The 25,159-nt window shown below is 70.9% G+C and carries 20 protein-coding genes; 3 read left to right on the top strand and 17 right to left on the bottom strand.

Annotated features, from left to right (window positions below):
* Positions 1–64: 64 nt before the first annotated feature.
* The 13 genes from ACL00U_RS06900 to ACL00U_RS06840 form a co-directional block, all read right to left on the bottom strand.
* Positions 65–1,453, bottom strand: coding sequence for an FtsQ-type POTRA domain-containing protein (locus tag ACL00U_RS06900; RefSeq protein WP_412873989.1), 1,389 nt, complete (start codon positions 1,451–1,453; stop codon positions 65–67).
* Positions 1,450–2,871: a UDP-N-acetylmuramate--L-alanine ligase gene (murC, locus tag ACL00U_RS06895; protein ID WP_071251046.1), complete on the bottom strand. Its 1,422-nt coding sequence runs from the start codon at positions 2,869–2,871 to the stop codon at positions 1,450–1,452. The genes ACL00U_RS06900 and murC overlap by 4 nt, the downstream gene beginning before the upstream one ends.
* Positions 2,868–3,965 (bottom strand): undecaprenyldiphospho-muramoylpentapeptide beta-N-acetylglucosaminyltransferase, encoded by a 1,098-nt coding sequence (murG, locus tag ACL00U_RS06890; RefSeq protein WP_412873988.1) that lies wholly within the window; start codon positions 3,963–3,965, stop codon positions 2,868–2,870. Before murG ends, murC begins: the two co-directional genes overlap by 4 nt.
* Positions 3,962–5,227: a putative lipid II flippase FtsW gene (gene ftsW, locus ACL00U_RS06885; protein WP_017886624.1), complete on the bottom strand. Its 1,266-nt coding sequence runs from the start codon at positions 5,225–5,227 to the stop codon at positions 3,962–3,964. Before ftsW ends, murG begins: the two co-directional genes overlap by 4 nt.
* A complete protein-coding gene (murD, locus tag ACL00U_RS06880; RefSeq protein WP_194590671.1) occupies positions 5,190–6,725 on the bottom strand; it encodes a UDP-N-acetylmuramoyl-L-alanine--D-glutamate ligase in 1,536 nt (511 codons plus the stop codon). The genes ftsW and murD overlap by 38 nt, the downstream gene beginning before the upstream one ends.
* 4 nt (positions 6,726–6,729) lie before the next feature.
* On the bottom strand, positions 6,730–7,833 hold the full coding sequence (mraY, locus tag ACL00U_RS06875) for a phospho-N-acetylmuramoyl-pentapeptide-transferase (protein WP_017886622.1): 1,104 nt from the start codon (positions 7,831–7,833) through the stop codon (positions 6,730–6,732).
* Complete coding sequence (locus tag ACL00U_RS06870) at positions 7,830–9,338, bottom strand: UDP-N-acetylmuramoyl-tripeptide--D-alanyl-D-alanine ligase (protein ID WP_412873987.1); 1,509 nt, start codon at positions 9,336–9,338, stop codon at positions 7,830–7,832. The genes mraY and ACL00U_RS06870 overlap by 4 nt, the downstream gene beginning before the upstream one ends.
* Positions 9,335–10,987, bottom strand: a complete 1,653-nt coding sequence (locus ACL00U_RS06865) for a Mur ligase family protein (RefSeq protein WP_262117428.1) — start codon at positions 10,985–10,987, stop codon at positions 9,335–9,337. Before ACL00U_RS06865 ends, ACL00U_RS06870 begins: the two co-directional genes overlap by 4 nt.
* A 14-nt stretch (positions 10,988–11,001) precedes the next feature.
* Complete coding sequence (locus ACL00U_RS06860) at positions 11,002–12,771, bottom strand: peptidoglycan D,D-transpeptidase FtsI family protein (protein WP_412873986.1); 1,770 nt, start codon at positions 12,769–12,771, stop codon at positions 11,002–11,004.
* Between the two features lie 49 nt (positions 12,772–12,820).
* On the bottom strand, positions 12,821–13,513 hold the full coding sequence (locus ACL00U_RS06855; protein WP_017886618.1) for a hypothetical protein: 693 nt from the start codon (positions 13,511–13,513) through the stop codon (positions 12,821–12,823).
* A gap of 1 nt (position 13,514) precedes the next feature.
* The gene (gene rsmH / locus ACL00U_RS06850) at positions 13,515–14,480 is read right to left on the bottom strand and encodes a 16S rRNA (cytosine(1402)-N(4))-methyltransferase RsmH (RefSeq protein WP_056068243.1); all 966 of its coding nucleotides are present in this window, start codon (positions 14,478–14,480) and stop codon (positions 13,515–13,517) included.
* A gap of 106 nt (positions 14,481–14,586) precedes the next feature.
* A complete protein-coding gene (mraZ, locus tag ACL00U_RS06845) occupies positions 14,587–15,018 on the bottom strand; it encodes a division/cell wall cluster transcriptional repressor MraZ (RefSeq protein WP_017886616.1) in 432 nt (143 codons plus the stop codon).
* An 800-nt stretch (positions 15,019–15,818) separates the two neighbouring features.
* Positions 15,819–16,226, bottom strand: a complete 408-nt coding sequence (locus ACL00U_RS06840; protein WP_263137331.1) for a DUF3040 domain-containing protein — start codon at positions 16,224–16,226, stop codon at positions 15,819–15,821.
* 96 nt (positions 16,227–16,322) lie between these two features.
* On the opposite strand from ACL00U_RS06840, the gene ACL00U_RS06835 reads away from it, so the two are divergent.
* Positions 16,323–17,441: a polyprenyl synthetase family protein gene (locus ACL00U_RS06835; protein WP_031259426.1), complete on the top strand. Its 1,119-nt coding sequence runs from the start codon at positions 16,323–16,325 to the stop codon at positions 17,439–17,441.
* A gap of 133 nt (positions 17,442–17,574) precedes the next feature.
* Here the strand turns inward: ACL00U_RS06835 and ACL00U_RS06830 are convergent, their stop codons facing one another.
* Entirely contained in the window at positions 17,575–17,931 is a 357-nt protein-coding gene (locus ACL00U_RS06830; protein ID WP_017886613.1) for an Rv2175c family DNA-binding protein, read from the bottom strand.
* Positions 17,932–18,103: 172 nt separating this feature from the next.
* Here ACL00U_RS06830 and ACL00U_RS06825 point away from each other — a divergent pair, with 172 nt between their 5' ends.
* Positions 18,104–19,390, top strand: coding sequence for a LysM peptidoglycan-binding domain-containing protein (locus tag ACL00U_RS06825; RefSeq protein ID WP_259496078.1), 1,287 nt, complete (start codon positions 18,104–18,106; stop codon positions 19,388–19,390).
* Between the two features lie 82 nt (positions 19,391–19,472).
* Complete coding sequence (gene pknB, locus ACL00U_RS06820) at positions 19,473–21,548, top strand: Stk1 family PASTA domain-containing Ser/Thr kinase (RefSeq protein ID WP_042537346.1); 2,076 nt, start codon at positions 19,473–19,475, stop codon at positions 21,546–21,548.
* A 229-nt stretch (positions 21,549–21,777) separates the two neighbouring features.
* On the opposite strand, the gene ACL00U_RS06815 is transcribed toward pknB, so the two are convergent.
* The 3 genes from ACL00U_RS06815 to ACL00U_RS06805 all read right to left on the bottom strand — a co-directional run bounded on the left by ACL00U_RS06815 (position 21,778) and on the right by ACL00U_RS06805 (position 25,046).
* Positions 21,778–23,163, bottom strand: a complete 1,386-nt coding sequence (locus tag ACL00U_RS06815; RefSeq protein ID WP_412873985.1) for a class II 3-deoxy-7-phosphoheptulonate synthase — start codon at positions 23,161–23,163, stop codon at positions 21,778–21,780.
* A 104-nt stretch (positions 23,164–23,267) separates the two neighbouring features.
* Positions 23,268–23,993, bottom strand: a complete 726-nt coding sequence (locus tag ACL00U_RS06810) for a lysophospholipid acyltransferase family protein (protein ID WP_017886609.1) — start codon at positions 23,991–23,993, stop codon at positions 23,268–23,270.
* A 99-nt stretch (positions 23,994–24,092) separates the two neighbouring features.
* The gene (locus ACL00U_RS06805) at positions 24,093–25,046 is read right to left on the bottom strand and encodes an ROK family glucokinase (RefSeq protein ID WP_017886608.1); all 954 of its coding nucleotides are present in this window, start codon (positions 25,044–25,046) and stop codon (positions 24,093–24,095) included.
* Positions 25,047–25,159: the final 113 nt, after the last annotated feature.

Here is a 25,159-nt window from a genome sequence, read left to right as displayed (position 1 = left end):
CTACGGGTGCGTTCGGCGCACTGTCGCCCCGCCACGCCGCGTGTCGCCGATCAGGTCCGGCAATTCAGTCCTTCGCGCGGATCACGCCGTTGTCCGGTGCCGACACGTCGTACTCGACGACGACGCCCGGGTTCCGCGCCTCGTGGTCCTTGACCAACGCGGCGAGCAGCGCGGCCTTCGCGTCCGAGTCGTCCGGGCTCCCCCACACGACGGTCGAGCCGTCCTTGAGGGTCAGGGTGACGTCGTCGGCGGTGGACCCGGCGACGCGGGTGACCTGGGACCGGACCGTCGACGGCAACGCCAGCACGACCTCGGTCATCGTGCGGAAGCTCGAGGAGCCCAGGCGTGCACGGGCGATGTCGGCGAGCGGCATCGTCGCCGGACGCTTCGGCGACGACTGCACGACGATGCCGGCGGGGTCGACGAGGTCGAACGTGCTGCCGGACCGCACGGCGACCACCGGCGTGCGCTCGGTGACCGTGACGACGAGCGTGTGCGGCGGCGCCTCTTCGGTCACGTAGCTCTCGATCAGCGGGAACCCGGCGACGTCGCGCTTGATCGCGTCGAAGTCGAGCCGGGCCAGGGGGGTGCCGATCTGGTCGGACAGCGCCTGGCGCAGGGCCGTCTCGTCGACGCGGTTGGTCCCCTTGACCTCGATCGTGCGGAGCGCCATCAGCGGCGAGAACACCGCGACCAGGATCGAGACCCCGAGCACCAGGACGACGCTCGCCGCCGTGATCCAGGCGGCGCGACGGTGCCGGCTGCGCCGGGTGAACCGGCGGACCTCGGCACGCTCGAGCAGGCGACGGCGACGCTTCGCGATGCGCGCCTCGCGGGCGGTCTCCGCGGCGCGCACCCGCGCCCCGATGGGCGCCTCGGCGTGCTGCTCCGTCCGGGAGGCACCGCTCGCGTCGAGGACGTCGGTCACGGTCGCGTCGTGGTCGCGTGCACTGCCTGCCGCGCCCCCGGACGGTCGTCGCGCCCCGTCTCCTCGGGGCGCGTTGCCCGCGTCGGGGCGCGGGTCGCGGTGGTCCTCGTCCGGTGTGTACTCGCGCAGGCGGTCGGCGACCGCCCCGAAGCCGGCGCCGACGCGGCGGCCGGCCGCGCCCGCGAGGGCGCCGACGCGGTCGCGCGTCGAGTCGGCGGCATCGGTGGTCGGATCTGCGCCCGCGGACGGCCGTCGCGCCCCGACACTCGGGGGCGCACCGACCGCAGGGGGGCGCGTGCCGGAGGCACCGGGTGCCGGAGTGCTGCCCGGGGTGGTGGGGGCGGGGGTCTCGACGGCCGCAGCCGACTCGTCGGACGCGGGACGGGCCTCCCGGGCGTCGGCGACACGGCCGCGGAACGGCAGCCGCGGCTTCGAGGGACCACGACGCTGCCGGGGCGCTTCCGCAGCCTCGGCCGGGGCGTCCTGGCGGGCGTCCCCCTCGTCGAACCCCTCGGGGCGCTTCACCGGGACGACGCTCCGTCGGTGCCCAGGGCGTCGAGCACCTGCGGGATGATCCGGTACACGTCGCCGCAGCTGAGCGTCATGATGATGTCGCCGTCCCGGGCGACCGCGGCCGCACGGGCCGCAGCGTCGTCCCAGTCGGGCAGGAACTCGACGCGCGACTGGTCGGCGAAGCGCTCCTGCACCAGGGCACCGGTCACGCCGGGCTCCGGGTCCTCGCGGGCGCCGTAGACGTCGAGCACGACCGTGTGGTCGGCGAGTTCCTCGTACACCTTGGCGAAGTCGCCGGCCATCAGACGGGTGCGGGAGTACAGGTGCGGCTGGTGGATCGCGATGATGCGGCCGTCCCCGACCACGTTGCGGGCGGCCTTGAGCGCGGCGGCCACCTCGGTCGGGTGGTGCGCGTAGTCGTCGTAGACCGAGACCCCGCGCTCGACCCCGTGCAGCTCGAAGCGGCGCTGGGTGCCGCCGAACGCCTCGAGCCCGCGGATCGCGTCGACCGGGGCGACGCCGAGACCGGTCAGCACCGCGAAGGCACCGACGGCGTTGATCGCGTTGTGCCGGCCGGGCACGCGGAGGGTCAGGTGGTACGCCTGACCACCCGCGCGGAAGTCGACCTCGACGCCGGCGGACTCGGTGATGCCCTCGATGCGGACGTCCGCGTCGCCGGCCTCGCCGAAGGTGACGATCTCGGGGGCGTCCGGGCGCTGGCGGATGCCGGCCGTGACCGTCTTCGCACCGGCGTCGTCGCTCGAGATGACGACGCGCTGGCTCGCCTTCGCGGCGAACTCGACGAAGGCCTCGGTGAAGGCCTCCTCGCTGCCGTAGTGGTCCAGGTGGTCGGCGTCGACGTTGGTGACGAGGGCCACCGCGACGTCGTAGAGCAGGAACGAGCCGTCGGACTCGTCGGCCTCGACGACGAACAGGTCGCTGGACCCCGGGGCCGAGCTGGTGCCGAGGGACTGGATGACGCCGCCGTTGACGAAGCTCGGGTCGAGACCGAGCTCGACCATGGCGGTGACGATCATGCCGGTCGAGGTGGTCTTGCCGTGCGCACCGGCGACCGCGACCAGGCGGTGCTCGGCGATCAGGGCGGCGAGGGCCTGCGACCGGTGCAGGACCGGCAGGCCGCGGCGCTGGGCCTCGAGGAGCTCGGGGTTGTCCGGCCACAGTGCGCTCGTGACGACGATGCTGTCCGCCTCGCCGACGTTCGCGGCGTCGTGCCCGATGTGCACCGTCGCACCGAGGTCGCGCATCGTGCCGGTGGTCTCCGTCTCGCGGGAGTCACTGCCGGTCACGCGGTGGCCGGCCGCGAGGAACATCCGGGCGATCCCGCTCATGCCCGAGCCGCCGATGCCGACGAAGTGCACCGTGCCGAGGTCGTCCGGGATCGGCTGGGTCAGGTCCGGCTTGATGGTCATCGTTCCTCCGTGGTGCTGGGGGCCGCCTTCGCGGCGTCGAGGACCAGGTCCGTCATCCGGTCGGCGCCGTCGCGGTGGCCCACGCTGCCCGCCCGCACGGTCATGTCCGCGATGCGGGAGCGGTCCTGCAGGATGCTCAGCAACTGGAACGTCACCCAGTCGCGGTCGAATTCCCCGTCGGCCACCAGGACGGCTCCCCCGGCGTCGACGACGTCCTTCGCGTTGTGACGCTGCTCGCCGTTGCCCACCGGGTACGGCACGAGCACGCTCGGCAGTCCGACGGCCGTGAGCTCGCAGACCATGCCGGCGCCGGCGCGCGAGACGACGAAGTCGCTCGCCGCGTAGGCCAGGTCCATCCGGTCGCAGTACGGCAGCACGTGGTAGCCCTCGAGGTCGCTCGGGCCGATGTCCGACGCGGCGCCCACGACGTGCAGGACCTGCCAGCCGGTACCGACGATCGCGGCGGCCGACTGGTTGATCGTCCGGTTGATGCTCCGCGCGCCCGAGGATCCACCGGTGACGAGCAGGACCGGCCGGTCTGGGTCCAGCCCGAACTCGGCGAGCCCCTCGGCACGGGAGGCACGGCGGTCGAGTGACTCGATCTCGCGACGGAGCGGCATGCCCACGACGCGGCCGTGGCGCAGGCGCGTGTTCGAGAAGGTCAGGCCGACGTGCTCGGTGAGGAACGCGGCGAGGCGGTTCGCCAGCCCGGGCTTCGCGTTCTGCTCGTGCACGACGATCGGGGTGCCGGTGCGGCGGGCGGCGATGTACGCCGGAGCGGCCGCGTAGCCACCCACACCGAGCACCACCTCGATCTCGTGGTCGCGGATGATCTGCTCGGTCCGCTTGACCGCCGCCGCGAAGCGCTGCGGGAAGCGCAGGGCCGCACTGTTCACCTTCCGCGGGAACGGCAGGCGCGGGATCGTCAGCAGCTCGTAGCCGCGCATCGGGACGAGGCGGGACTCCAGGCCCTCGGCGGTGCCCAGCACGAGGACCTCGGCGCCGGGCTCCCGCTCGGTCAGCCGGTCGGCGACCGCGAGCAGGGGGTTGACGTGGCCGGCGGTGCCGCCGCCGGCGAAGAGGTACTTGCTCACCGCAGTGATCCGTTCGTGGAGGTCCGGCCGAGTGGGGCGTTCGTCAGGCCGGGGTCGTTCTTGCCGGGCAGGTCGCGGGCGAAGGAGAGCACGACGCCGATCGCCACCAGGGTCATGATGAGGGCCGAACCACCGGCCGAGATGAGTGGCAGGGGCACACCGAGCACCGGCAGCAGGCCGAGCACGACCGCGATGTTGATGAGTGCCTGGCCGATGATCCACGCGAGGATGCCGCCGGTGACCGTCTTGACGAAGGGGTCGCGGGACTGCCGGATGATCTTGATCATGCCGACGGCGAGCACGACGAACAGGCTCAGCACCACGACGGCACCGATCAGGCCGAGCTCCTCGCCGATGATCGCGAAGATGTAGTCGTTGTCCGCCTCGGGCAGCCACGACCACTTGGCCTTCGAGTTGCCGAGGCCCACGCCGAACACCCCGCCGGACGCGAGCGCCCACATGCCGTGCACGGGCTGCCAGCAGATGTCCTGGTACTGGCTGGAGTCGGTGCACCCGGACAGCCATGCGCTGATGCGCGTCGACCGCGAGGCCGACGCCATCGTGACGAAGGGCAGCATCACGGCGAACGCGGCCAGGCCGACGAGCAGGTGCCGGGCGCGGACACCGCCGATGTACAGGGCGCCGAACACCAGGATGAGCATGACCATCGCCGTGCCCTGGTCGCCACCCAGGACCACGAGCCCGAGTGACAGCATCGAGGCGATCCCGATCGGGATGAAGACCTCTTTCCAGTCGTCGAGCTTCTCCCGCTTGACGTAGAGGATCGCGCCGATGCCGAGCACCAGGCCGAGCTTGACGACCTCGGACGGCTGCGCGGTGAACGACCCGAGCTTGATCCAGTTCCGGTTGCCCTGGATGTCGAGACCGAGCGGCGTGAACACGAGCAGCTGCAGCACGAGCGCCGCACCGAGCAGCCGCATCGCCCACTTCCGCCAGATCCGGGTCGGGACCCGGCTCGCGATGAGCATGAGCGGCACGCCGAGCACGGCGTACAGGCCCTGGCGGGAGGCCGCCCCGAAGAAGTCGTGGGTCGCCGCGTACTCCTCGACGCTCGACGAGGACAGCACCATGACGACGCCGAAGACGACGAGGAACAGCGTGACGCCGAGGATCGTGTAGAAGGTGCTGGACTCCGCGACGAAGACGTTCTTGACGGCGACGATCGCGCCGTTCGTCCGTCGTGGGGTCGACGCGGTCCGGCCGTTACGGCTGTTCGGAAGATCCGTCGGTGTCGTCGCCATCGACTTCTCCTCCCAGGTGTTCGTTGACCGCGGCCGCGAAACGCTGCCCCCGGTCGGCGTAGGAGCCGAACTGGTCGAACGACGCCGCCGCCGGGGCGAGGAGGACCGTGTCGCCCGGCCTCGCGACCGATGCGGCATGCCGGACCGCCTCGCGCATGACCTGATCAGTGTCCGTCGTCTCGACCTGGAGCACGGGGACCGCGGACGCGTGTCGCGCGAATGCCTCGAGCACCGGGGCCCGGTCGGTCCCGATGACGACGACGGCGCGGACGTCCGGACCGAAGCGCTCGACCAGGCCGTCGATGTCGACGCCCTTGAACAGGCCCCCGACGATCCACACGACGGTGTCGAAGGACGCCAGGGACGCGGTGGCGGCGTGCGGGTTCGTGGCCTTGGAGTCGTCGACCCAGGCGATGCCCTCGGACTCTGCGACGAGCTCGGTGCGGTGGTGGTCGGCACGGAAGGCCCGGACGGCCGTCTGGATGGCGCTCGGCTGGACGGTGCCGGCACGTGCCAGCGCAGCGGCGGCCAGGACGTTCATGGTCATGTGCGGGCTGGCGAGCCCGGCGGCCTCGAGGTCGGCGACCGTCGAGAGCTCGAGTGCGCTGTTGCGGCGGTCCTCGTTGAAGGCCCGGTCGCACAGGACGTCCTCGACGATGCCGACGTCGCCGGGGGCGGGGACACCGGGGGTGAAGCCGACCGCTCGGCAGCCCTCCACCACGTCGGCCTCCTGCACCATCTGCCGGGTGACCTCGTCCGAGGTGTTGTAGACGCACGCCATCACGGTGCGCTCGTAGACCTTGGCCTTCGCCGCGCGGTACGCCTCGGCGGAACCGTGCCACTCCAGGTGGTCGTCGGCGATGTTCAGGCAGGCACTCGCGAGGGGCACCACGGCACCGTCGCCGGAGGTCGCCATGTAGTGCAGCTGGTGACTCGACAGCTCGACGACGAGCACGTCGTACCCGACCGGGTCGCGGACGACGTCGAGCACCGGCACGCCGATGTTCCCGCACGCCACGGCACGCAGGCCGCCGGCCTCGTACATCGCGGTCGTCAGCTGCGTCGTCGTGGTCTTGCCGTTCGTGCCGGTGATCGTGATCCACGGGGCCGCGACCGGGCCGCGGACGACCTTGTCGCGGACACGCCAGGCGAGCTCGATGTCACCCCAGACGGTGCTGTTCACCACCGACCACTGCACGGTGGCGTTGTGCGGGGGCAGCCCCGGCGACACGACCACGACGTCGGGCGCCTGCGCGACGAGCGCGTCCGGCACGGTGTCGAGCGGCGTCTGCAGGAACCGGGCACCGATGACGTCGAGCAGCTCGACGCTGTCGGCCGGGGCGTCGGACGAGTAGACCGTCACCTCGCTGCCGAGCTCGACGAGGGTGTCGGCGACCGAGAACCCGGTGGCACCCAGGCCGAGGACGGCGACGTTCAGCCCCTTCCACCCTTCGGCGTGCCAGCTGTCGAGGGACTCGAGACGGGACGACGAGGACACCGGGTCAACCAACGCTTGCGATCCATTCGAGGTAGAAGAGCCCGACCCCCGCCGCGACGAAGAGTCCGGCGATGATCCAGAAGCGGACGACGACCGTCACCTCGGCCCACCCCTTCAGTTCGAAGTGGTGGTGCAGCGGACTCATCAGGAAGATGCGCTTGCCGTGGGTGATCTTGAAGTACGCACGCTGCAGGATGACCGAACCGGTGACGATGAAGAACAGGCCACCGATGAGGACCAGCAGCAGCTCGGTGCGGCTGAGGATCGCGAGGCCGGCCAGTGCACCGCCGAGGCCGAGCGAACCGGTGTCGCCGAGGAAGATCTGTGCCGGCGAGGTGTTGTACCAGAGGAACCCGATGAGCCCACCGCAGACCGCGGCCGCGACCACGGCGAGGTCGAGCGGGTTCGCGACGGTGTAGCAGGCGTGTGCGGTGTCCGAGTCGAGCCGGGTCCCGCCGCAGATCTGGTTCGACTGCCAGAAACCGATGATGACGTACGAGCCGATCGCCAGGATGCTCGATCCCGTCGCCAGGCCGTCGAGGCCGTCGGCGACGTTCACGCCGTTCGACGTGGACACCGTCAGCAGGACGATCCAGCCGAGGAACAGCACCGTGCCGATGACGGTGCCGAGCGCCATGAAGTCGAGCCACGGCACGTCGCGGACGGCCGAGATCATCGTGGATGCCGGGGGCTTGCCGTTCGACGTGGGCACGACCAGTGCGATCGTGGCGAAGATGACGCCGACGATGACCTGGCCGAGGATCTTCGCCCAGCCACCGAGCCCGAGGCTCCGCTGACGCCGGACCTTGAGGAAGTCGTCGATGAAGCCGACGAACCCGAGCCCGACCATCAGGAACAGCACGAGCAGGCCGGACAGCGTGATCGAGTCGCCTCCGATCAGGTGGCCCACGAAGTACCCGATCACCGCACCGATGATGAGGACGATGCCACCCATCGTGGCGGTGCCGCGCTTGGTGTGGTGGGACTGTGGGCCGTCGTCACGGATGAACTGCCCCCACCCGAGACGGTGGAAGAGCTTGATGAAGAACGGGGTGAGCAGCAACGTGAACACCAGCGACGTGGCGCCGGCGATGAGGAGCGCGATCATTCGGTGACACCTCCGAGGCGGTCGCCGAGGAATCGCAGTTCGGCAGACTTCGAGGACTTGACGAGGACGACGTCGCCGGGGCGGAGCATCTCCTGCATGGCACGGACGGCGTCGTCGACGTCCTCGATGTACACGGACTCGCCGTCCCACGATCCCTCGAGGGTGGCGGCCTGGTGGATGGGCATCGCGCCGCGGCCGACGACCACGAGCTGTCCGATGCCGAGGCGGACGACGAGCCGACCGATGCGGTCGTGCTCCTCGACGGAGAACTCACCGAGCTCGGCCATCTCACCGAGCACGGCGACGGTCCGCTCGCCCGGGCGCACGATCTGCGCCAGGGTCCGCAGCGCCGCCGCGGTGGAGTCGGGCGACGCGTTGTACGCGTCGTTGATCACGGTGACGCCCTCGGGGCCGCCCTGGAGCAGCTCCATGCGCCAGCGCTCGGCGCGCGTCATCGACGCGAGCGCCGCGGCGCCGTCGGCGAGCGGGACGCCCCACAGGTGGGCGACGGTGAGCGCGGCGGACGCGTTCATCGCGTGGTGCTCACCCAGGATCGCGAGGCGCACGTCGACGTGATCCGGGCCTCCAGACAGGGTTGCGTCCGTCGGACGGTCGCCTTCGGGGCGGACGGGAGGAACGGTGAGGGTGAAGCGGGTGCCGCTGCGGTCCGTCTCGATGCCGGTGATGCGGTAGTCGGCCTCGGCCGACGTGCCGAAGCCCACCACGCGCGCGGCCGTCAGGTCGCGCATCGACGCGACGCGGTCGTCGTCGACGTTGAGCAGGGCCGTGGCGGTCTCGGGCAGGTCGGTGACCATCTCGGACTTCGCGCGCTGCGTCGCCTCGATGCCGCCGAACTCGCCGGCGTGCGCGAGGCCCACCTTGAGGACGACACCGAGGTCGGGCTCGGCGATCGACACGAGCTTGGCGATGTGGCCGACGCCGCTCGCGCCCATCTCGACCACCAGGTACCGGGTGTCGTACGTGACGCGGAGCATCGAGATCGGTGCGCCGACGTGGTTGTTGAACGAGCCCTCGGGTGCGATCGTCGCGCCGTGCTGCTCGAGGATCGTGCGGAGCATGTTCTTCGTGCTCGTCTTGCCGTTCGAGCCGGTGATGCCGACGACCCGTAGGGGTGCCGGGCGACCGTCGGCATCGACGCGGTCCGCGCCGCTCATGCGGACACGGGTGACGACCTCGTGCGCGAGCGCAGCGAGGGCCTCGTAGCCGTCCGTGACGACGATCTGCGGCGCGGTGGTGTCGACACGCTCCGGCGTGATCACCAGGGCGGCACCGGCGTCGACCGCGGCGGGCACGAAGCGCCGGCCGTCGGTGACCTCGCCGGGCAGGGCGAAGAAGACGCTGCCGGGACGGACCAGGCGGGAGTCGGTCTCGACCGAGCCCTCGACGACCAGGTCGCCGGGCTCGGCGACGTCGGTTGCCTGGGCGCCGCCGATCAGCTCGCCGCTGACCGCGGTGGCGATCTCGGCGAGGGTCATGGCGATCATCGGACGTCCTCCGCCGGACCGGAGTTCGGCTCCCAGCCGGCCTCGCGGAGGGCCGCACGGGCCTCGTCGCGGGCGGAGTACGGCGTTCGGACACCCTGGATGTCGCGGTAGTCCTGGTGGCCCGGGCCGGCCCAGAGGATCGAGTCCCCTTCACCGAGCAGGCCCACCGCGGTGCGGATCGCGGCCTCGGGCGGGCTGACCTCGTGGATCTCGTGGTCCGGGTAGGCGGCGCGTGCAGCGTCGACCAGGGTCTTCCGGATCGACGCGGCGTCCTCGAAGCGGGGGTGGTGGTCGGTGACGACGAGGATGTCGCTGCCGGCGGCGGCCACGCGGGCCATGTCGCCACGCTTCGTGGTGTCGCGGTCACCGTCGGCGCCGAACAGCATCAGCACCTTGCCGGCGGTGAACTGCCGGACCGCGGCGAGCGTGTTCTCGAAGGCGTCGGCGCTGTGGCCGAAGTCGACGTAGACGCTCGGCCCGTGCTCGCCGGAGACCCGCTCGGTGCGACCGGGCAGGTAGCACTCGATGGCGGAGACGCGCTCGGACGCACCGTCACGCTCACGGTCGCCCGATCCGTCCTCGTCGGGGTAACGGCGGTGGTTGCTCTCGAGCGCGTGCGCGATGGCACCGAGCTCGAATCCGCCCTCGACCAGCATGACGATCGCCAGTGCGGCGTTCGCGGCCATGTGCCAGCCGATCAGGGGCACACGGGTCATGAGCTCGCGACCCTCGGGACCCGTCAGGCGGAACTCGGTGTAGGCGGCGTGTGCCTCGACGATGTCGACGTGCCACTCGGCCTCGACGTCGGGGTGCACCGTGATGGTGGTGACCGGGATGCGGGAGTCCTGCACCACGCGGTGGCCCCAGTCGGTGTCCAGCGAGACGACGCCGCGGCGGGCGTGCTCGGGCTGGAACAGCGGGAGCTTCGCCTGATAGTACTCCTCCATGTCGGCGTAGTCGTCGAGGTGGTCGTGCGACAGGTTCGTGAAGGCCGCGACGTCGAAGACGATGCCGTCGACGCGGTGACGGCTGAGGGCCTGGGCACTGACCTCGACGGCGACGGCGCGGACCTCGCTCTCGCGCATGCGAGCGAGGAGCGCGTGCATCTCGCTGGCCTCGGGCGTGGTCAGGCGGCTCGTCACGCTGAGCGAGCCGATGTGGCGCTCGGCGGTGGAGCTCAGGCCGGTCACCAGGCCGAGCTGCTTGAGGATGCCCTCGAGGATGTAGGACGTGCTCGTCTTGCCGTTCGTGCCGGTGACGGCGAACAGCTGCGGCAGGTCGGTGGCCTCGTCGGGGTGGGTGCGGTAGACCCATGCGGCGACGTCGCCCAGGGCTGCGCGGGGATCGTCGACGACGAGCACCGGCAGGCCGGACGGCTCGACGAGTGCGACGCCGTCCTGGTCGGTCAGGACGGCGACCGCGCCGCGCTCGGCGGCCTCGGTCGCGAACTGGGCGCCGTGCCGGTTCGCGCCGTGCACGCCGACGAACAGGTCACCCGGCTGCACCTCGGTGGCACTCAGCGTGACGCCGGTGGTCTCGAGGGTGTCGACCGAGCCGACGACACGCAGACCGAACGCGTTCGCGAGTTCGGCGACGGCCCTCGGGGTCGGGTGCTCGGGTCGGAGGACCGGGGGGATCCGTGCGGACAAGTGTTCCTTCTTCCTCACCACGTGGACGGGTAGAGCTTCGCCTCGGACGCGGAGGGGGCTACTCGGTACTTCTCGAGCACCTGGGACATGAGTGTGCGGAACGCCGGAGCCGCTCCGCTGGACCACTTGTTGGTCTGCGGCTTCGTGAACGTCACCGTGACAACATACTGGGGGTCTTCGGCGGGTGCCATTCCGGCCACCGACGTGATGCGCTGACCGCCGTAGCCCTGCGACCCCTCGGCCACCTCGGCGGTGCCGGTCTTCGCGGCGATGTTGTAGCCGGAGATCGGCTTCATGCCCACCAGCGTGCCGCCCGTGACGACGCTCTGCAGCATGTCGGTGACCTGCGTGGCGGCGGCTGCGGACACGACGCGCTGCTTCTGCACGTCGGGCGCGTCGATCGTCTTGCCGTCGGCCGTGGTGCAGCCCTTGACGAAGTGCAGCGGGATCCGGACGCCGTCGTTCGCGATCGTCTGGAACACGCTCGCGACCTGCACGGCCGTCGTCGAGATGCCCTGGCCGAACATCGAGTTGATGTTCGTCTGCTGGTCCCAGTTCGGGCTCGTGCCGTAGTCCATCGAGGGCTGGCCCGGGTAGTCGATGGCCATCTCCGGCTCGAACAGCCCGAACTTCTTCATGTAGTCGAAGCGCTGCTGGGCCGTCAGCCGTGCCCCGAGCTCGGTGATGCCGACGTTCGACGAGTTCTGCAGGATGCCGGTCAGCGTCAGGTTCTCGGTGGGGTGGAACTCCGAGTCGTGGATCGTGCCGCCCCAGGGGAACGTGCGCGAGTACGGCACGACGGCCTGGTCGGTGGGAGTCGACTTGCCCTGGTCGATCAGCGCGGCGGCGATCGCGGCCTTGATCGTGGATCCCGGCTCGTACGACGCCGTCAGGGCCCGGGAGCCGAAGGCACCCTTGTCGGTCGTGGCGTCGACGTCGTTCGGGTCCACGGTCGGGTAGTCGGCGACCGCCAGCAGCTCGCCCGTCTTGACGCTCGTGACGGTGGCCGTCGCGGACTCCGCCTGCAAGGTCTTGGCGGCGGACGCGATGGTCTGCTGCGCCATGTACTGCAGGTCGCTGTCGATCGTCGTCTCGAGCGTGCCGCCGTCCTTGGCCTTCTTCGTGGTCACGGTGCTGCCGGGCAGCTGGACGCCGTCCTCGCCACGCTCGTAGGTCTCCGAGCCGTTGGTGCCGGCCAGGCACTGGTCGTAGGCGTACTCCAGGCCGGCCTGGGCGCCGTCAGTCCCCATGAACCCGGTCAGGTTGCCCGTCGTCGCAGCCGTCGGGTAGACCCGCGACGCCTGCTGCTCCTTGTAGATCCACGGGATGCCGAGGTCGACCACAGCCTCGTAGTGCCGGACGTCGAGGCCCTTGATCAGGTACGCGAAGTCGGACTTCGGGTTCGCGGCGATGTTCTTCCGCATGGTCGCGACGTCACCGCCGGAGGCCTTCGCCAGGGCGTCGAGTGCGGTGCTGACGCTGACGTCCTTGATGCGGGTGCCGCCGAGCTTGCCCTTGAACTGCTTGACCAGGCGCGGCGAGGTCGTGATGTTGTACCGGGTCACGCTGTCGGCGAGTTCGGTGCCGTTGCGGTCCACGATCGCGCCACGGGTGCCGTAGATCGTCACGGGGATGCTGCGCTTCTGGGCCGACGCCTCGTTCAGCACCGATGCCTGGACGACCTGGATGTCGACGAGCCGGACCACGAACACCCCGACCAGGGCGATCACGGCGAGCATCACGATGCTGTAGCGCAGGCGTCGGTTGCGGATCGTCTTCGTCACGCGGTGCGGTCCTTCCCGGGCGGTGCTGAGGGTGCGGCGGACCCGCCGGTCACCGGGTGGAGGGTGCCTGGAGCGGGTTCGCGTCGGACTCTACGGACGACTTCGCCGTCCCCTGGTCCGACGCGCTGGCGCCGCTGGTCTTCTCAGACGCGGCAGGTGCGGACGTGTCAGCGGCGGTGCTGCCTGCGGCGGCACTGCCTGCGGCGGGGTCGCCGGTGTTGCCCGTCTCCTTGCTCGTCGACGTGGCGCCCGGCTGGGTGGCCAGCGGCACGTCGTTCAGCAGGGAGTTCGGCACCTGGTTCTCGGTGGACGCGGTTGCCTCGTCGGGCTTCGCCGGGGTCGGCGTGCCGTACACCCGGCCGGTCTTCGGGTCCAGGTACACCGGCGTGGAGTTCGCGATCATCCCGAGCGCCTGCGCGTTGCGGGCCAGGTTCTGCGGCGAGTCCAGCACCCGGAGTTCCTCGGACAGGGACTGCTGCGTGCGGGACAGGTTGGTCTGCTCCGTCGACAGCGAGTTGAGCGTGTAGGCGCCCTGGCTGAGCACCATGCTGATGCCGAGCTGGGCCAGCAGCAGGATCCCGAGCGCGGCGACGGCCACGACGGCGTACCCGATGCGGGGACGGGCCCGGCGCTGGGCCGCGGTGGGGGTGACCTCGACCAGCTCGGGGCGGTGCTGACGGTCGGGGCGCGGGGCCCGCGACGGGACGACCGCAGGGTCGACGAGTGCGAGGTTCGTGCTCATGTCAGTTCCGGATCCGCTCGGCCGCGCGCAGTCGCACGGGGGTTGCTCGGGGGTTGGCGGCGCGTTCGGCCTCGTCGGCCAGCTCAGCGCCCTTGACGATCAGGGAGAAGGTGGGGGCGTGCTCGGGCAGCTCCACCGGCAGGTCGGCGGGGGCGCTCGACTTCGTGCGCTCCACCAGGGCCCGCTTGACGATGCGGTCCTCGAGGGACTGGTAGGACTCGACGACGATGCGGCCACCGACCGCGATGGCGTCGAGGGCCGCCGGGATCGCCCGCTCGAGCACGCTCAGCTCGGCGTTCACCTCGATGCGGAGCGCCTGGAAGACGCGCTTGGCCGGGTGCCCCTGGCGCTGGACGGCGACCGGGGTCGCGTCGTGCAGCACCTGGACCAGGTCGCCGGACATCTCGAACGGCTTCGTCGCCCGCCGCTCCACGATGGCTCGTGCGTAGCGGCCGGCGAGCTTCTCCTCGCCGTAGCGCTGGAAGATGCGACGCAGTTCGCCCTCGTCGTAGGTGGCCAGGACGTCGGCGGCGGTCTGCCCCTCGGTCCGGTCCATCCGCATGTCGAGCGGGGCGTCCTGGCTGTACGCGAACCCGCGCTCGGCCCGGTCGAGCTGCAGCGAACTCACACCGAGGTCGAACAGCACGCCGTCGACCTTCGTGAAGCCCTCGCCCTGGATGGCGTCGACGATGCCGTCGTACACGGTGTGCACGAGCCGGACGCGGTCACCGAAGCGGGACAGTCGCTCCCCCGCGATGCCGAGGGCGTCGGTGTCGCGGTCGAGTCCGATGAGCGTGAGCTCCGGGAACCGCTCGAGCAGGCCCTCGGAGTGACCACCCATGCCGAGCGTGGCGTCGACGACGACCTTGCCCGGGCCCTCGAGCGTCGGCGTGAAGAGGTCGACGATGCGCTGGAGCATCACCGGCGTGTGCGGGAAGCGTGGCGTCTCGTTGTCGTTGTCGGCCATGTGCAGCCCCTCGTCTCCTGGGCCGTGGGTCCGGATCCCCATCCATGCGACCTGACACCGGGGAAGTGATGTCAGGGCTTCACGGCTGGGAGTCCCGATCCGCGGATCAGAAGATCCCCGGGATCACCTCCTCGTCGTTGTCGGCGAATGCCTCTTCGGCTTCGGCGTAGTAGGCCTCCCACGCGGGGGTGGACCAGATCTCGGCACGGTCACCGCTGCCGATGACCGTGAGGTCCCGCTCGAGCCCCGCGTACTCGCGGAGGTTCTGCGGGATCGTCACGCGGTTCTGCTTGTCGGGCTGTTCCGCGCTGGCCCCCGAGAGGAACAGGCGCATGTAGTCCCGGGTGCGCTTCGACGTCATCGGGGCGGTCCGGATGCGCTCGTGGAGTTCCTCGAACGTCCGGGCGCTGAAGACCACGACGCAGCGTTCCTGGCCGCGGGTCATGACGAGCCCGCCGGACAGTTCGTCCCGGAACTTGGCGGGGAGGATCACGCGACCCTTCTCGTCGAGCTTCGGGGCATGAGTACCGAGCAGCACGTCGGGCCTCCCCTCCGCTCCACCGGACCGTTGCAAGCCCCACTTTACTCCACTCCCCTCCCCCGGACCAGAATTCCGCACCCTTTTCGGCCCTCGACACCCCTACTGGGGGCATGCGCCCAGGAATGCATCCCGCAGATGCAGCCCGAAAAGCCCGGATCCATGCGGTTCTGGGCCGCAGGAGCGTGTGTGGAGGAAAGTGGAGGACTTTCGCAGCCGGTGGAGCACGTCGGGGCGCGCCGCGGTCGCACGGTCGGCTCCACCACGCCCGGCCGCCGGTCGGCGTGTGGTCGCGACGTGCCGCCGCCGCGACGCCGAGTGGTCACGAACCGTCGCTCACGCGCTCCCCAGCCGACAGTTCGTGACCCCCCGGCGACCTGCGCACGGCATGTCGTGACCACTCGCGCGCACACCCCGCGTGCGGCGTCGGTCCACCCCGGCCGGGAGGCCCGCCCCACCTCCGCCGCGGCGCTCCCGCGGGCGCACGGCCGGCTCCACCACGCCCGGCCGCCGGTCGGCGCGTGGTCACGACGCGCCGCCGAGGCGACGGCGAGTTTTCACGAACCGTCGCTCGCGCGCCCCCCAGCCGACAGGTCGTGACCCCCCGGCGACCTCGGCCCGGCCTGTCGTGACCACTCGCGCGCACACCCCGCGCGCACACCCCGCGGCTCCGGCTCCGCCCCGCGGCCCCGGCCCCGGCCCCGGCCCGAACCCGCCCGCCCCCGGGAACACGAAACGGGGCCGGCCCGAAGGCCGACCCCGTGGAGGAGTGTGGAGGGAGCCCGACCGGCTCCGGTCAGCTACTGACCCTGGTCGTTCCGCTTGTCCCAGCGGTCGTTCATGCGGTCCATGAAGGACCCGCCACCACCACCACCACCACTGGCAGACGGACGCGCCGAGCCACCGGATGCGGGCTTGCCCGGCCGAGCGGGCTTCGCCTTCGGGGCACGCATGCCCGGGCGCAGCGCGAACAGGACACCGGCGAGCATCACGACGAAGCCGAGGATGCCCAGCAGCGGCGCCTTGATGACCAGGCCGACGATGACGACGGCGATCCCGGCGAGTGCGCCGAGGACCCCGAGGGTGATGGCTGTGTACGTCGGACGACCCTGTCGACGTGTGACACGAGCCACGAAATCGGAATCGTTCTGGTAGAGGCTGCGCTCCATCTCTTCGAGAAGGCGCTGCTCCTGTTCCGAGAGCGGCATCTTGGTTCCCTCTGTTCCTGGGATCGACGCGGGGTTGAAAAACGCGGGTTGGGTGGACCGATTCTATGCCTCGACCACTCCACTAGGGTAGGGATCGTGGCTGAGAGTACGCGATTAGTGGACCTCGTATCGGCGCGTATCGACCGGGCACTCGACGAGCAGCGTGAGCGGCTCCTCGCGATCAGCCCCGACCTCGCGCCGTTCGACCGGTACGCCCGAGACCTGTTGTCCGGCGGCAAGCGCTTCCGGGCCCTGTTCTGCTACTGGGGATGGCAGTCGGTGGCGGGCCGTTCCGGTTCGTTCGACCCGCTGGCCGAGGGGTCCCGGCAGACCACCGCCGAAGCGATCGTCACGGTCGCCGCCGCGCTCGAGGTCTTCCACGCCGCCGCCCTGGTGCACGACGACATCATGGACCGCTCGGACACCCGTCGTGGGCGTCCGGCCGCGCACCGCCGCTTCGAGTCCCTGCACGAGGAGTCCGGTTTCGTCGGCGACCGCGGGCAGTACGGCACGAACTCGGCGCTGCTCCTCGGCGACCTGCTGCTCTCGCTGAGCGACTCCGTGTTCGACGAGGGCCTCGCGCTCCTCGACCCGGTGCGGGCCCGCATCGTCCGCCAGGAGTTCCACGCGATGCGCCTCGACGTCACGGCGGGGCAGTACCTCGACGTGCACGAGGAGACCGCCTGGCCCGTCATCGACGAGTCCGAGCACCTGCTCCGCGCCCAGCGCGTCATCGTCTTCAAGTCGGCGAAGTACTCGATCGAGGCACCCCTGGTCATCGGTGCCCTGGTCGCCGGCGCGAGTGACTCCCAGCTCGAGGGCCTCCGCGCCTTCGGACTCCCCCTCGGCGTGGCCTACCAGCTGCGCGACGACATGCTCGGCGTGTTCGGTGACCCCGAGGTCACCGGGAAGCCCGCGGGCGACGACCTGCGCGAGGGCAAGCGCACCGTCCTCATCGCCTCTGCGCGCAAGACCCTGGCGAGTGGGCCGCGGCAGCTCCTGGACGAGCTCCTCGGCGACCCGGACCTCGACGAGGAGCAGGTGCGGATGCTCCGGGCGACCCTCACCGAGTCCGGCGCCGTGGCCGCCGTGGAACGGTCGATCGATCGCCACGTGCAGCGTGCCAAGGCGGCGCTCGACGCGTCGCCGCTGACGCCGTCGGCACGCGAACAGCTCGCGTCGCTGGCCGACACGGTCAGCCGCCGGTCGTCCTAGACACCTCTCGATCCACCGGCCTCGCAGGCTCGCCCGGCGCTGGCGCCGCGCGCCGCTGGCGCGTCGAACATGCGGGGCGGACAGGAGGCCCGGTGCCAGCTGGCACCGGGCCTCCTGTCCGACCGGAACGCGTCTAGAGCAGCGACTGGGCGACGCGACGCACCTCGGCCTTGCGACCGGCGCGCAGCGCCGCGATCGGCGTGGTGCCCATCGCGTCGTCGACGGTGAGCATCCAGCGCACCGCCTCGTCGTCGGTGAAGCCGTTGTCGCCGAGCACGATGAGCGTGCCGCGGAGTTCGGGCATCGGCTCACCGTCCTCGAGGAACTCGACCGGCACCCGCAGCACACCGCCGACACGGGCGGCGAGGAGGGTCTTCTGCTCGAAGAGTCGGTGGATCCGTCCGGGGCTCGTGCTGAACATGTCCACGAGCTCGGGGACGGTCAGCCAGCGTTCGGAGAGGGTCAGGTCGTCGGCGGGTGCGGCACTCACACGCCCATGGTGCCAGAGTGACCGCCCGAGTGAATCCGTAACGTTCGTCACATTCGTCACATCCACCACATCTGACTCTCTGGTTGACTTGGGAATCAGGCCATGCCAGCGTTGTGGCACCTGTGAGTGCGCGCACGCGTGCGCACGCCTCAGTCGAGATCAGGAGAGACCCGTGGACCACGCTGCAGACGAAGTCGCCCGGCGCGCACGATCCGCCCGGTTCGCCACCATGCCCATCGTCCTCGCGGGCACGATCGCCGTGACCGCCGGCCTGACCGGTCCGGTCGCACACGCCGAGCCGCGGCACGACGACGCCGACGCGAACCACAAGCGCCACGTCGACCAGGACCGCGTCCTCACCGACCGCCCGGTGTTCGGCACCGCGGTCGCACGGCCGTCGCAGACCGTCGTCCGGACGGTCGCCGCCACCACGAAGGCCCCCACGACCGCTGTGCCCACGAACTACACCGTCCACCACGGCGACACGGTCTCGGGCATCGCCGCCCGGTTCGGCCTGTCGGCGCAGGAGATCCTCGTGCGCAACGGCCTCGGCTGGAACACGATCATCCACCCGGGCCAGACGCTGCACCTGGCGTCGACCCCCGCCGTGACCACCGCTGCCGTGCGGACGTCCGGGGCCACGAGCGGCTCCGGGTCGAACACCTCGAGCTACCACGTGAAGCAGGGCGACACGGTCTCCGCCATCGCCTCCCGCGTCGGCGTGTCGACCACGGCGCTCCTCCGCGCGAACGACCTGTCACAGCGCAGCGTCATCTACCCGGGGCAGACGCTGCGGGTACCGCACGGCACGTCCTCGTCGACGTCGGTGTCCACGGCGTCGGCGCCGTCGACCCGGTCGAGCGTCAAGATCAGCGCCGGTGACACGGTCGCCTCGATCGCCGCCGCCCACCACGTCTCCGTCAAGTCGCTCCTGTCGGCGAACGGCCTGTCGTACACCAGCACCATCTACGCCGGCAAGACACTCGTCATCCCGTCGTCGAACGCCACTGCCGCACCGGCGGTCGCCGCCAGCGCAGCCGTCAGCGGTGCCGTGGGCCTGAGCGCCGAGCAGCGACAGAACGCGGCGACCATCGTCGCCGTCGGTCGCTCCCTGGGCGTCCCCGACCGCGGCATCGTCGTCGCCCTCGCCGCCGCGATGCAGGAGTCCAGCCTGCGGAACATCCCACACGGCGACCGCGACTCGGTCGGTCTCTTCCAGCAGCGCCCGAGCCAGGGGTGGGGCCCCGCGGCGACGCTGCAGGACCCGGTGCACGCCACCAAGCTGTTCTTCGGTGGTCGGGACAACCCGAACGCCGGCAAGACGAGTGGGCTGCTCGACGTGCGCGGCTGGTCCTCGATGAGCATCACCGATGCGGCCCAGGCCGTGCAGCTCTCCGCCTACCCGAAGGCCTACGCCAACTGGGCGACGGCCGCCGAGGGCTGGCTGGCGACCCTCTGAGCCTCATCCGGAAGATCGAGATTGGGTCACGACCGGTGCGCCGGTGCGTCCGGCTGCCGTCTCGATTCGTAGAATGCCGCCGATGACCACCAACGCCGCCACGGACCCCATGATCGGTCGCATGATCGATCAGCGGTACCGCGTCCGCTCGCGCATCGCGCGCGGGGGCATGGCGACCGTCTACCTCGCGACCGACGTGCGCCTCGAGCGACGCGTCGCCATCAAGATCATGCACGGGCACCTGGCCGACGACCAGGCCTTCCGTGAGCGCTTCATCCAGGAGGCCCGGTCGGCCGCCCGGCTGTCGCACCCGAACCTGGTGGGCGTCTACGACCAGGGCGCCGAGGGCGAGACCGCCTACATCGTCATGGAGTACATCCCCGGCATCACGCTGCGGGACCTGCTGCAGGAACACCACGCCCTGACGCCCGAGCAGGCGACGGACATCCTGCGCGCCGTGCTGGCGGGCCTGGCGTCCGCGCACCGCGCCGGGATCGTGCACCGCGACCTGAAGCCCGAGAACGTCCTGCTCGCCGACGACGGTCGCATCAAGCTCGGCGACTTCGGCCTGGCCCGGGCCACGACCGCGAACACGGCGACCGGCGCGGCCCTGCTCGGCACGATCGCCTACCTGTCCCCCGAGCTCGTGACCCGCGGCGCCGCCGACTCGCGCAGCGACATCTACGCGCTCGGCATCATGCTCTACGAGATGCTGACCGGCGAGCAGCCCTACAAGGGCGAGCAGCCGATGCAGATCGCGTACCAGCACGCCAACGACTCCGTCCCGGCCCCGAGCGCCGCCGTGTCCGGGGTGCCGCCGGAGCTCGACGAGCTGGTCGCCTGGTCGACCGCGCGCGACCCCGAGGACCGTCCCCGCGACGCCCGCGAGATGCTCGACCACATGTCGGGCAACCAGCAGCGGGCGACCGGTCAGTACCGCACCGCCGTGCTCCGCCCCGAGAACGGGACCGCGATCCTGCCCTCCGGCGGCGGGGGAACGCTCGGCGCCGCAGCGGCCGCCGCCTCGGTCGGAGCCGCAGGTGCCGGTGCTGCCGACGAGACCGCCATCATCGACCGGGCGGGTGACCGCGACACCGGTGACCGCGTTCGGACGCCCGCGCGGGCCCGCACCAACGCCCCGGGGCCCCGTCGCACCGGTGCCCAGCCCGGCGTCCTGTCCCCCGCCGGCCAGCGGCTCGCCGACCAGTCGGCGAAGCGTCGGAAGCGCGGCTGGATCGCCCTGTCCGTGGTCGTCGTGCTCGCGCTGATCGGAGCCGGCTTCGGCTGGTACTTCGGCCCGGGGCCCGGTGGCAACGTGCGCATCCCGGAAGTCGCGGGCAAGTCGGTCTCGCAGGCCCGACAGCTGCTCGAAGCACAGGGCCTGCAGGCGGCGTCGAAGACCGGGACACGGTTCGACGCCGTCGTCGCGAAGGGGCAGGTCTCCACGACCGAGCCGGCTGCGAGGCGCGAGGTGCAGAAGGGCACGGCGGTGCAGATCGTCGTCTCGAACGGCCCCCGGATGATCCCGCTGCCGGCGATCGTCGGGCAGCCGCTCTCCACCGTGACGGCCGCGCTCGACGACGACTTCGAGCTGCAGGACGACCGGTACCAGTTCTCCGCCGACGCGCCGAAGGACACCGTGATCGCGGCGACCGGTCGGGCGTCCGGGGGCAAGGCGCTCGACCTGACGACGGTGAAGGCGTACGGCGAGACCGGTCGGATCACCCTGACGGTGTCGCTCGGCCCCGTGCCCGACGTGGTCGGGAAGACCGTCGACGAGGCCTCCGCCGCACTCGACGACGTCGGGCTCGTCCTCGGCGCCCGGACCGAGGAGTACAGCGAGACCGTCCCGACGGGGCAGATCGTCTCCGCCGCCGTGCAGGAGTCCCCCGCCGTGCGCGGGTCGGCGGTGGACGTCGTCGTGTCGAAGGGCCCGACGCCGATCACCGTGCCGAAGGACGGAGTGGTCGGCAAGACCATCAACGAGGCGACGAAGACCCTCGAGGACCTCGGCCTCAAGGTCTCCGTGCCCGACTGCACGAACATCCTCTGCGGCTTCTACGACTGGAAGTCGACGCTGCCCGTCACCGGCACCGATCCGGGCTCCGGCGCGACCGTGTACCGCGGCGACACGGTCACCCTGTCCTACGACCAGTAGGGCCGGCGCAGGCGCTGCATGGGCGGTGTGTGTCGCCAGAGCGACACTGTCTCGCCCGATCGCGCCGACACCGTCGCGAGGGCGACGCTCCGCGGCCGTGGACGAGGCCCCGGGACGGACGGGAGGCCCGTGGCGGCGCCGTCACGGGCCTCCCGTCCGACACGCGAAAGCGACAGAACCCCGCGAACGTGCCGCGGGGTTCTGTCGCTTCGTCGAGATGGTTCCTGCGCTACGAGCGGTCGGGCTGGTGCGCGCCGAGTTCCTCGGCCACCAGGAAGGCGAGCTCGAGGGACTGCATGTGGTTGAGGCGCGGGTCGCAGAGCGACTCGTAGCGGGTGGCGAGGGTGGCCTCGTCGATGTGCTCCGAGCCACCGAGGCACTCGGTGACGTCGTCACCGGTGAGCTCGACGTGCATGCCACCCGGGTACGTGCCGACCTGGCGGTGCGCCTCGAAGAAGCCCAGGACCTCGTCCACGACGTCGTCGAACCGGCGGGTCTTGTAGCCCGTCGGCGTGGTCAGGCCGTTGCCGTGCATCGGGTCGGTGACCCACAGCGGGTTGGCGTCCATGCCCTTGATCGCCTCGAGCAGCTTGGGCAGCTCGTCGCGGATCTTCCCGGCGCCCATCCGCGTGATGAAGGTCAGGCGACCCGGCTCACGGTTCGGGTCGAGCTTGTCGACGAGCGCCTTCATGTCGTCAACGGTCGTCGTCGGGCCGAGCTTCACACCGATCGGGTTGCGCACCCGCGACAGGAAGTCCACGTGGGCACCGTCGATGTCACGCGTGCGCTCACCGATCCAGATGAAGTGGCCGGACGTGTCGTACGCCAGGCCCGAGCGGGAGTCGATGCGGGTCATCGGGCGCTCGTAGTCCATCAGCAGCCCCTCGTGCGAGGCGTAGAACTCGACGTGCTTGAGCGCTTCGAAGTCGGCACCGCAGGCGGCCATGAACCGGATCGCGCGGTCGATCTCCTTGGCGAGGTGCTCGTACCGGGCGTTCGCCGGGTTCGAGGCGAAGCCCTTGTTCCACGAGTGCACCTGCCGCAGGTCGGCGAAGCCCCCTTGCGTGAACGCTCGGACCAGGTTCAGCGTCGACGCAGCGGTGTGGTAGCCCTGCACCAGACGACGCGGGTCCGCTTCGCGGCTCTCCGGCGTGAAGTCGTAGCCGTTCACGATGTCGCCGCGGTAGGCGGGCAGCGTGATGTCGCCGCGGGTCTCGAAGTCGCTCGAGCGGGGCTTGGCGAACTGTCCGGCCATCCGGCCCATCTTGATGACGGGCGTCGAGGCGCCGTAGGTCAGCACCACGGCCATCTGCAGGATCGTCTTGACCCGGTCGCGGATGGAGTCGGCGGTGGCACCGGCGAAGGTCTCGGCGCAGTCACCGCCCTGCAGCAGGAAGGCCTTGCCCTGGGCGGCCGCGGCGAGCCGTGCGCGCAGCTCGTCGACCTCGCCCGCGAACACGAGCGGCGGGAGCGTGGCGATCTCGGCCGACGCCGCCTCGGCAGCGGCGGCGTCCGGCCAGGTCGGCTGCTGCTTGATCGGGAGCGTCCGCCAATAGTCGAGCCCCTCGATGACGTCCGGATCCTGCAGGGCGACGAAGTCGGTCGACTCGGGCAAGGGCGTTACCTCGGTGTTCTGTGCGGGCGGCCCGGCGACGCTGACCGGCACGTGGCCGCGCGTCGGCGATGGGCGTCCTGGCGGGGTGCCGGGACCATCAGAGCCTAACGTGCAGGCGTCGACTTCCGTTCCCGCATGACGGCCTCGCGCGCAGAGCTCGCGCGCTCCTTCACGCTGGTGGCGTAGACGTCGACGTACTCCTGACGGCTCAGCCCGGCGAGCTCGTGCATGACCTCGTCCGTGACGCTGCGCAGGATGAAGCGGTCCGTCTCGAAGCCCTGGAACCGCGAGAAGTCGAGCGGCTTGCCGAACACGACCCCGACGCGCTTGATCTTCGGGAACCGCTGCCCGATCTGCTGCACCTCGCGCGTGCCGACCATGGCCACCGGGACGACGAGCACGCGCCCCTCGAGGATCATCCGGGCGATGCCGGTGCGTCCGCGGTAGAGCTTGCCGTCGGGGCTGCGCGTGCCCTCCGGGTAGATGCCGAGCTGCTCGCCGCGCGCCAGGACCTGCAGCCCGGTGCGCAGCGACGCTTCGGACGCCTTGCCACCGGAGCGGTCGATCGGCAGCTGGCCGATGGCGTTGAAGAACGTCTTCGTCGCCCAGCCCTTCAGCCCGCGGCCGGTGAAGTAGTCGCTCTTCGCCAGGAACGACAGTCGACGATCGAGCACCGCTGGCAGGATCACCGAGTCGATGAACGAGATGTGGTTCGAGGCGAAGATGACCGGGCCCGTCGTGGGGACGTGTTCGCGCCCGACGACCCACGGCCGGAACAGGGTGAGGATGAGCGGTCCGAGCACGAAGTTCTTCAGCAGCCAGTAGGTCATCGACGACTCCAGGTGGTGAGAAGGTCCGGGTGGTGCACGGGTGTTCGCGTTTGCGTTTGCTTTTGCGTTTGCGTTTGCGTTTGCGTTCGCGCGCCGACCCTACGCCGTCCGGGCGTGGATGCGAGCGAGGTCGGCAGCACCGACGACGCCGGCGTCGTTGACGAGTTCGGCGATGACGAAGTCGGGCTCCGGGTGGTACCCGCGGGCCGGCAGGTTGTTGAGGTAGGCCTGCTTGATCGGGTCGAGCAGCCGGTCCCCCGCGCTGGCGACGCCGCCGCCGAACACGAAGAGCTGCGGGTCGAGCACGGCGGAGAGCGACGCGCACGCCTCGCCGAGGTGCCGACCGAGCCGACGGAGTGCCGCGAGGGCACCCGGGTCGTCGGCCAGGATCAGGTCGCCGACGATCTTGCCGTCGAGCTGGCCACCGTTGTCGGCGCGGGCGTCGGCCAGGGCCGAACCGATCCCGCCGGCGTCGGCGACGTCGTTGGCCATGCGCTGCAGGGCGCGGCCGGAGCCGTACTGCTCGATGCAGCCACGGGCGCCGCACCCGCAGGGCAGGCCGTTCGGGACGATGCGCAGGTGCCCGATCTCGCCACCGGTGCCGAAGCCGCCGCGGAACAGCCGGTCCTCGGTCACGATGGCGCCGCCGACCCCCGTGCCGATGGTGAGCATCGTCATGTCGGACACGAGCCGACCGGCACCGAACCGGAACTCCGCCCAGCCAGCGGCGTTCGCGTCGTTGTCGACGGTGATGTGCAGATCGCCGAGGCGCTGCTGCAGCTTCTGCCGGAGTGGTTCGTTCCGCCACCGGATGTTGGGCGTGTAGTAGACGATCGACTGCGAAGCGTCGATGAACCCGGGGGCGGCGACCCCCACGGCGCCGACCTGGTGGAGCGAGCTGAGTCGCTCGACCATCGAGACGACGTCGTCGAGCATGGCGTTCGGGTCCGCAGCGTTGGTGGCCACGCGGTCCTCGGCGACGATCTCGCCCAGTTCCGTCACGACCGCACCCGCGATCTTGGTGCCCCCGATGTCGATTCCGATGGCGTGCACGAGCAACGAGCCTACCGGTTCGCCGCGAAGTCGAGGAACGCCCGGAGACGCGCCCTATGCTGGCGGTGTCGCCTCGGTGTTGAGGCGCACTCGAGTCGAACCGGCAGACAAGG

Origin of the sequence: Curtobacterium poinsettiae (genome assembly GCF_047226435.1) — a bacterium.
Lineage (GTDB): Bacteria > Actinomycetota > Actinomycetes > Actinomycetales > Microbacteriaceae > Curtobacterium > Curtobacterium poinsettiae.
Note: the sequence above shows the minus strand (reverse complement) of the source record. Positions and strands in the feature narration are given on the sequence as shown.

Excerpts from the sequence above, each read along its gene's own strand:
- ACL00U_RS06810 (WP_017886609.1), bottom strand. The coding sequence starts at position 23,993 with ATGACCTACTGGCTGCTGAAGAACTTCGTGCTCGGACCGCTCATCCTC.
- ACL00U_RS06870 (WP_412873987.1), bottom strand. The coding sequence starts at position 9,338 with ATGATCGCCATGACCCTCGCCGAGATCGCCACCGCGGTCAGCGGCGAG.
- ACL00U_RS06855 (WP_017886618.1), bottom strand. The coding sequence starts at position 13,513 with ATGAGCACGAACCTCGCACTCGTCGACCCTGCGGTCGTCCCGTCGCGG.
- mraY (WP_017886622.1), bottom strand. The coding sequence starts at position 7,833 with ATGATCGCGCTCCTCATCGCCGGCGCCACGTCGCTGGTGTTCACGTTG.
- rsmH (WP_056068243.1), bottom strand. The coding sequence starts at position 14,480 with ATGGCCGACAACGACAACGAGACGCCACGCTTCCCGCACACGCCGGTG.
- murC (WP_071251046.1), bottom strand. The coding sequence starts at position 2,871 with ATGACCATCAAGCCGGACCTGACCCAGCCGATCCCGGACGACCTCGGC.
- ACL00U_RS06840 (WP_263137331.1), bottom strand. The coding sequence starts at position 16,226 with ATGCCGCTCTCGGAACAGGAGCAGCGCCTTCTCGAAGAGATGGAGCGC.
- pknB (WP_042537346.1), top strand. The coding sequence starts at position 19,473 with ATGACCACCAACGCCGCCACGGACCCCATGATCGGTCGCATGATCGAT.
- ftsW (WP_017886624.1), bottom strand. The coding sequence starts at position 5,227 with ATGGCGACGACACCGACGGATCTTCCGAACAGCCGTAACGGCCGGACC.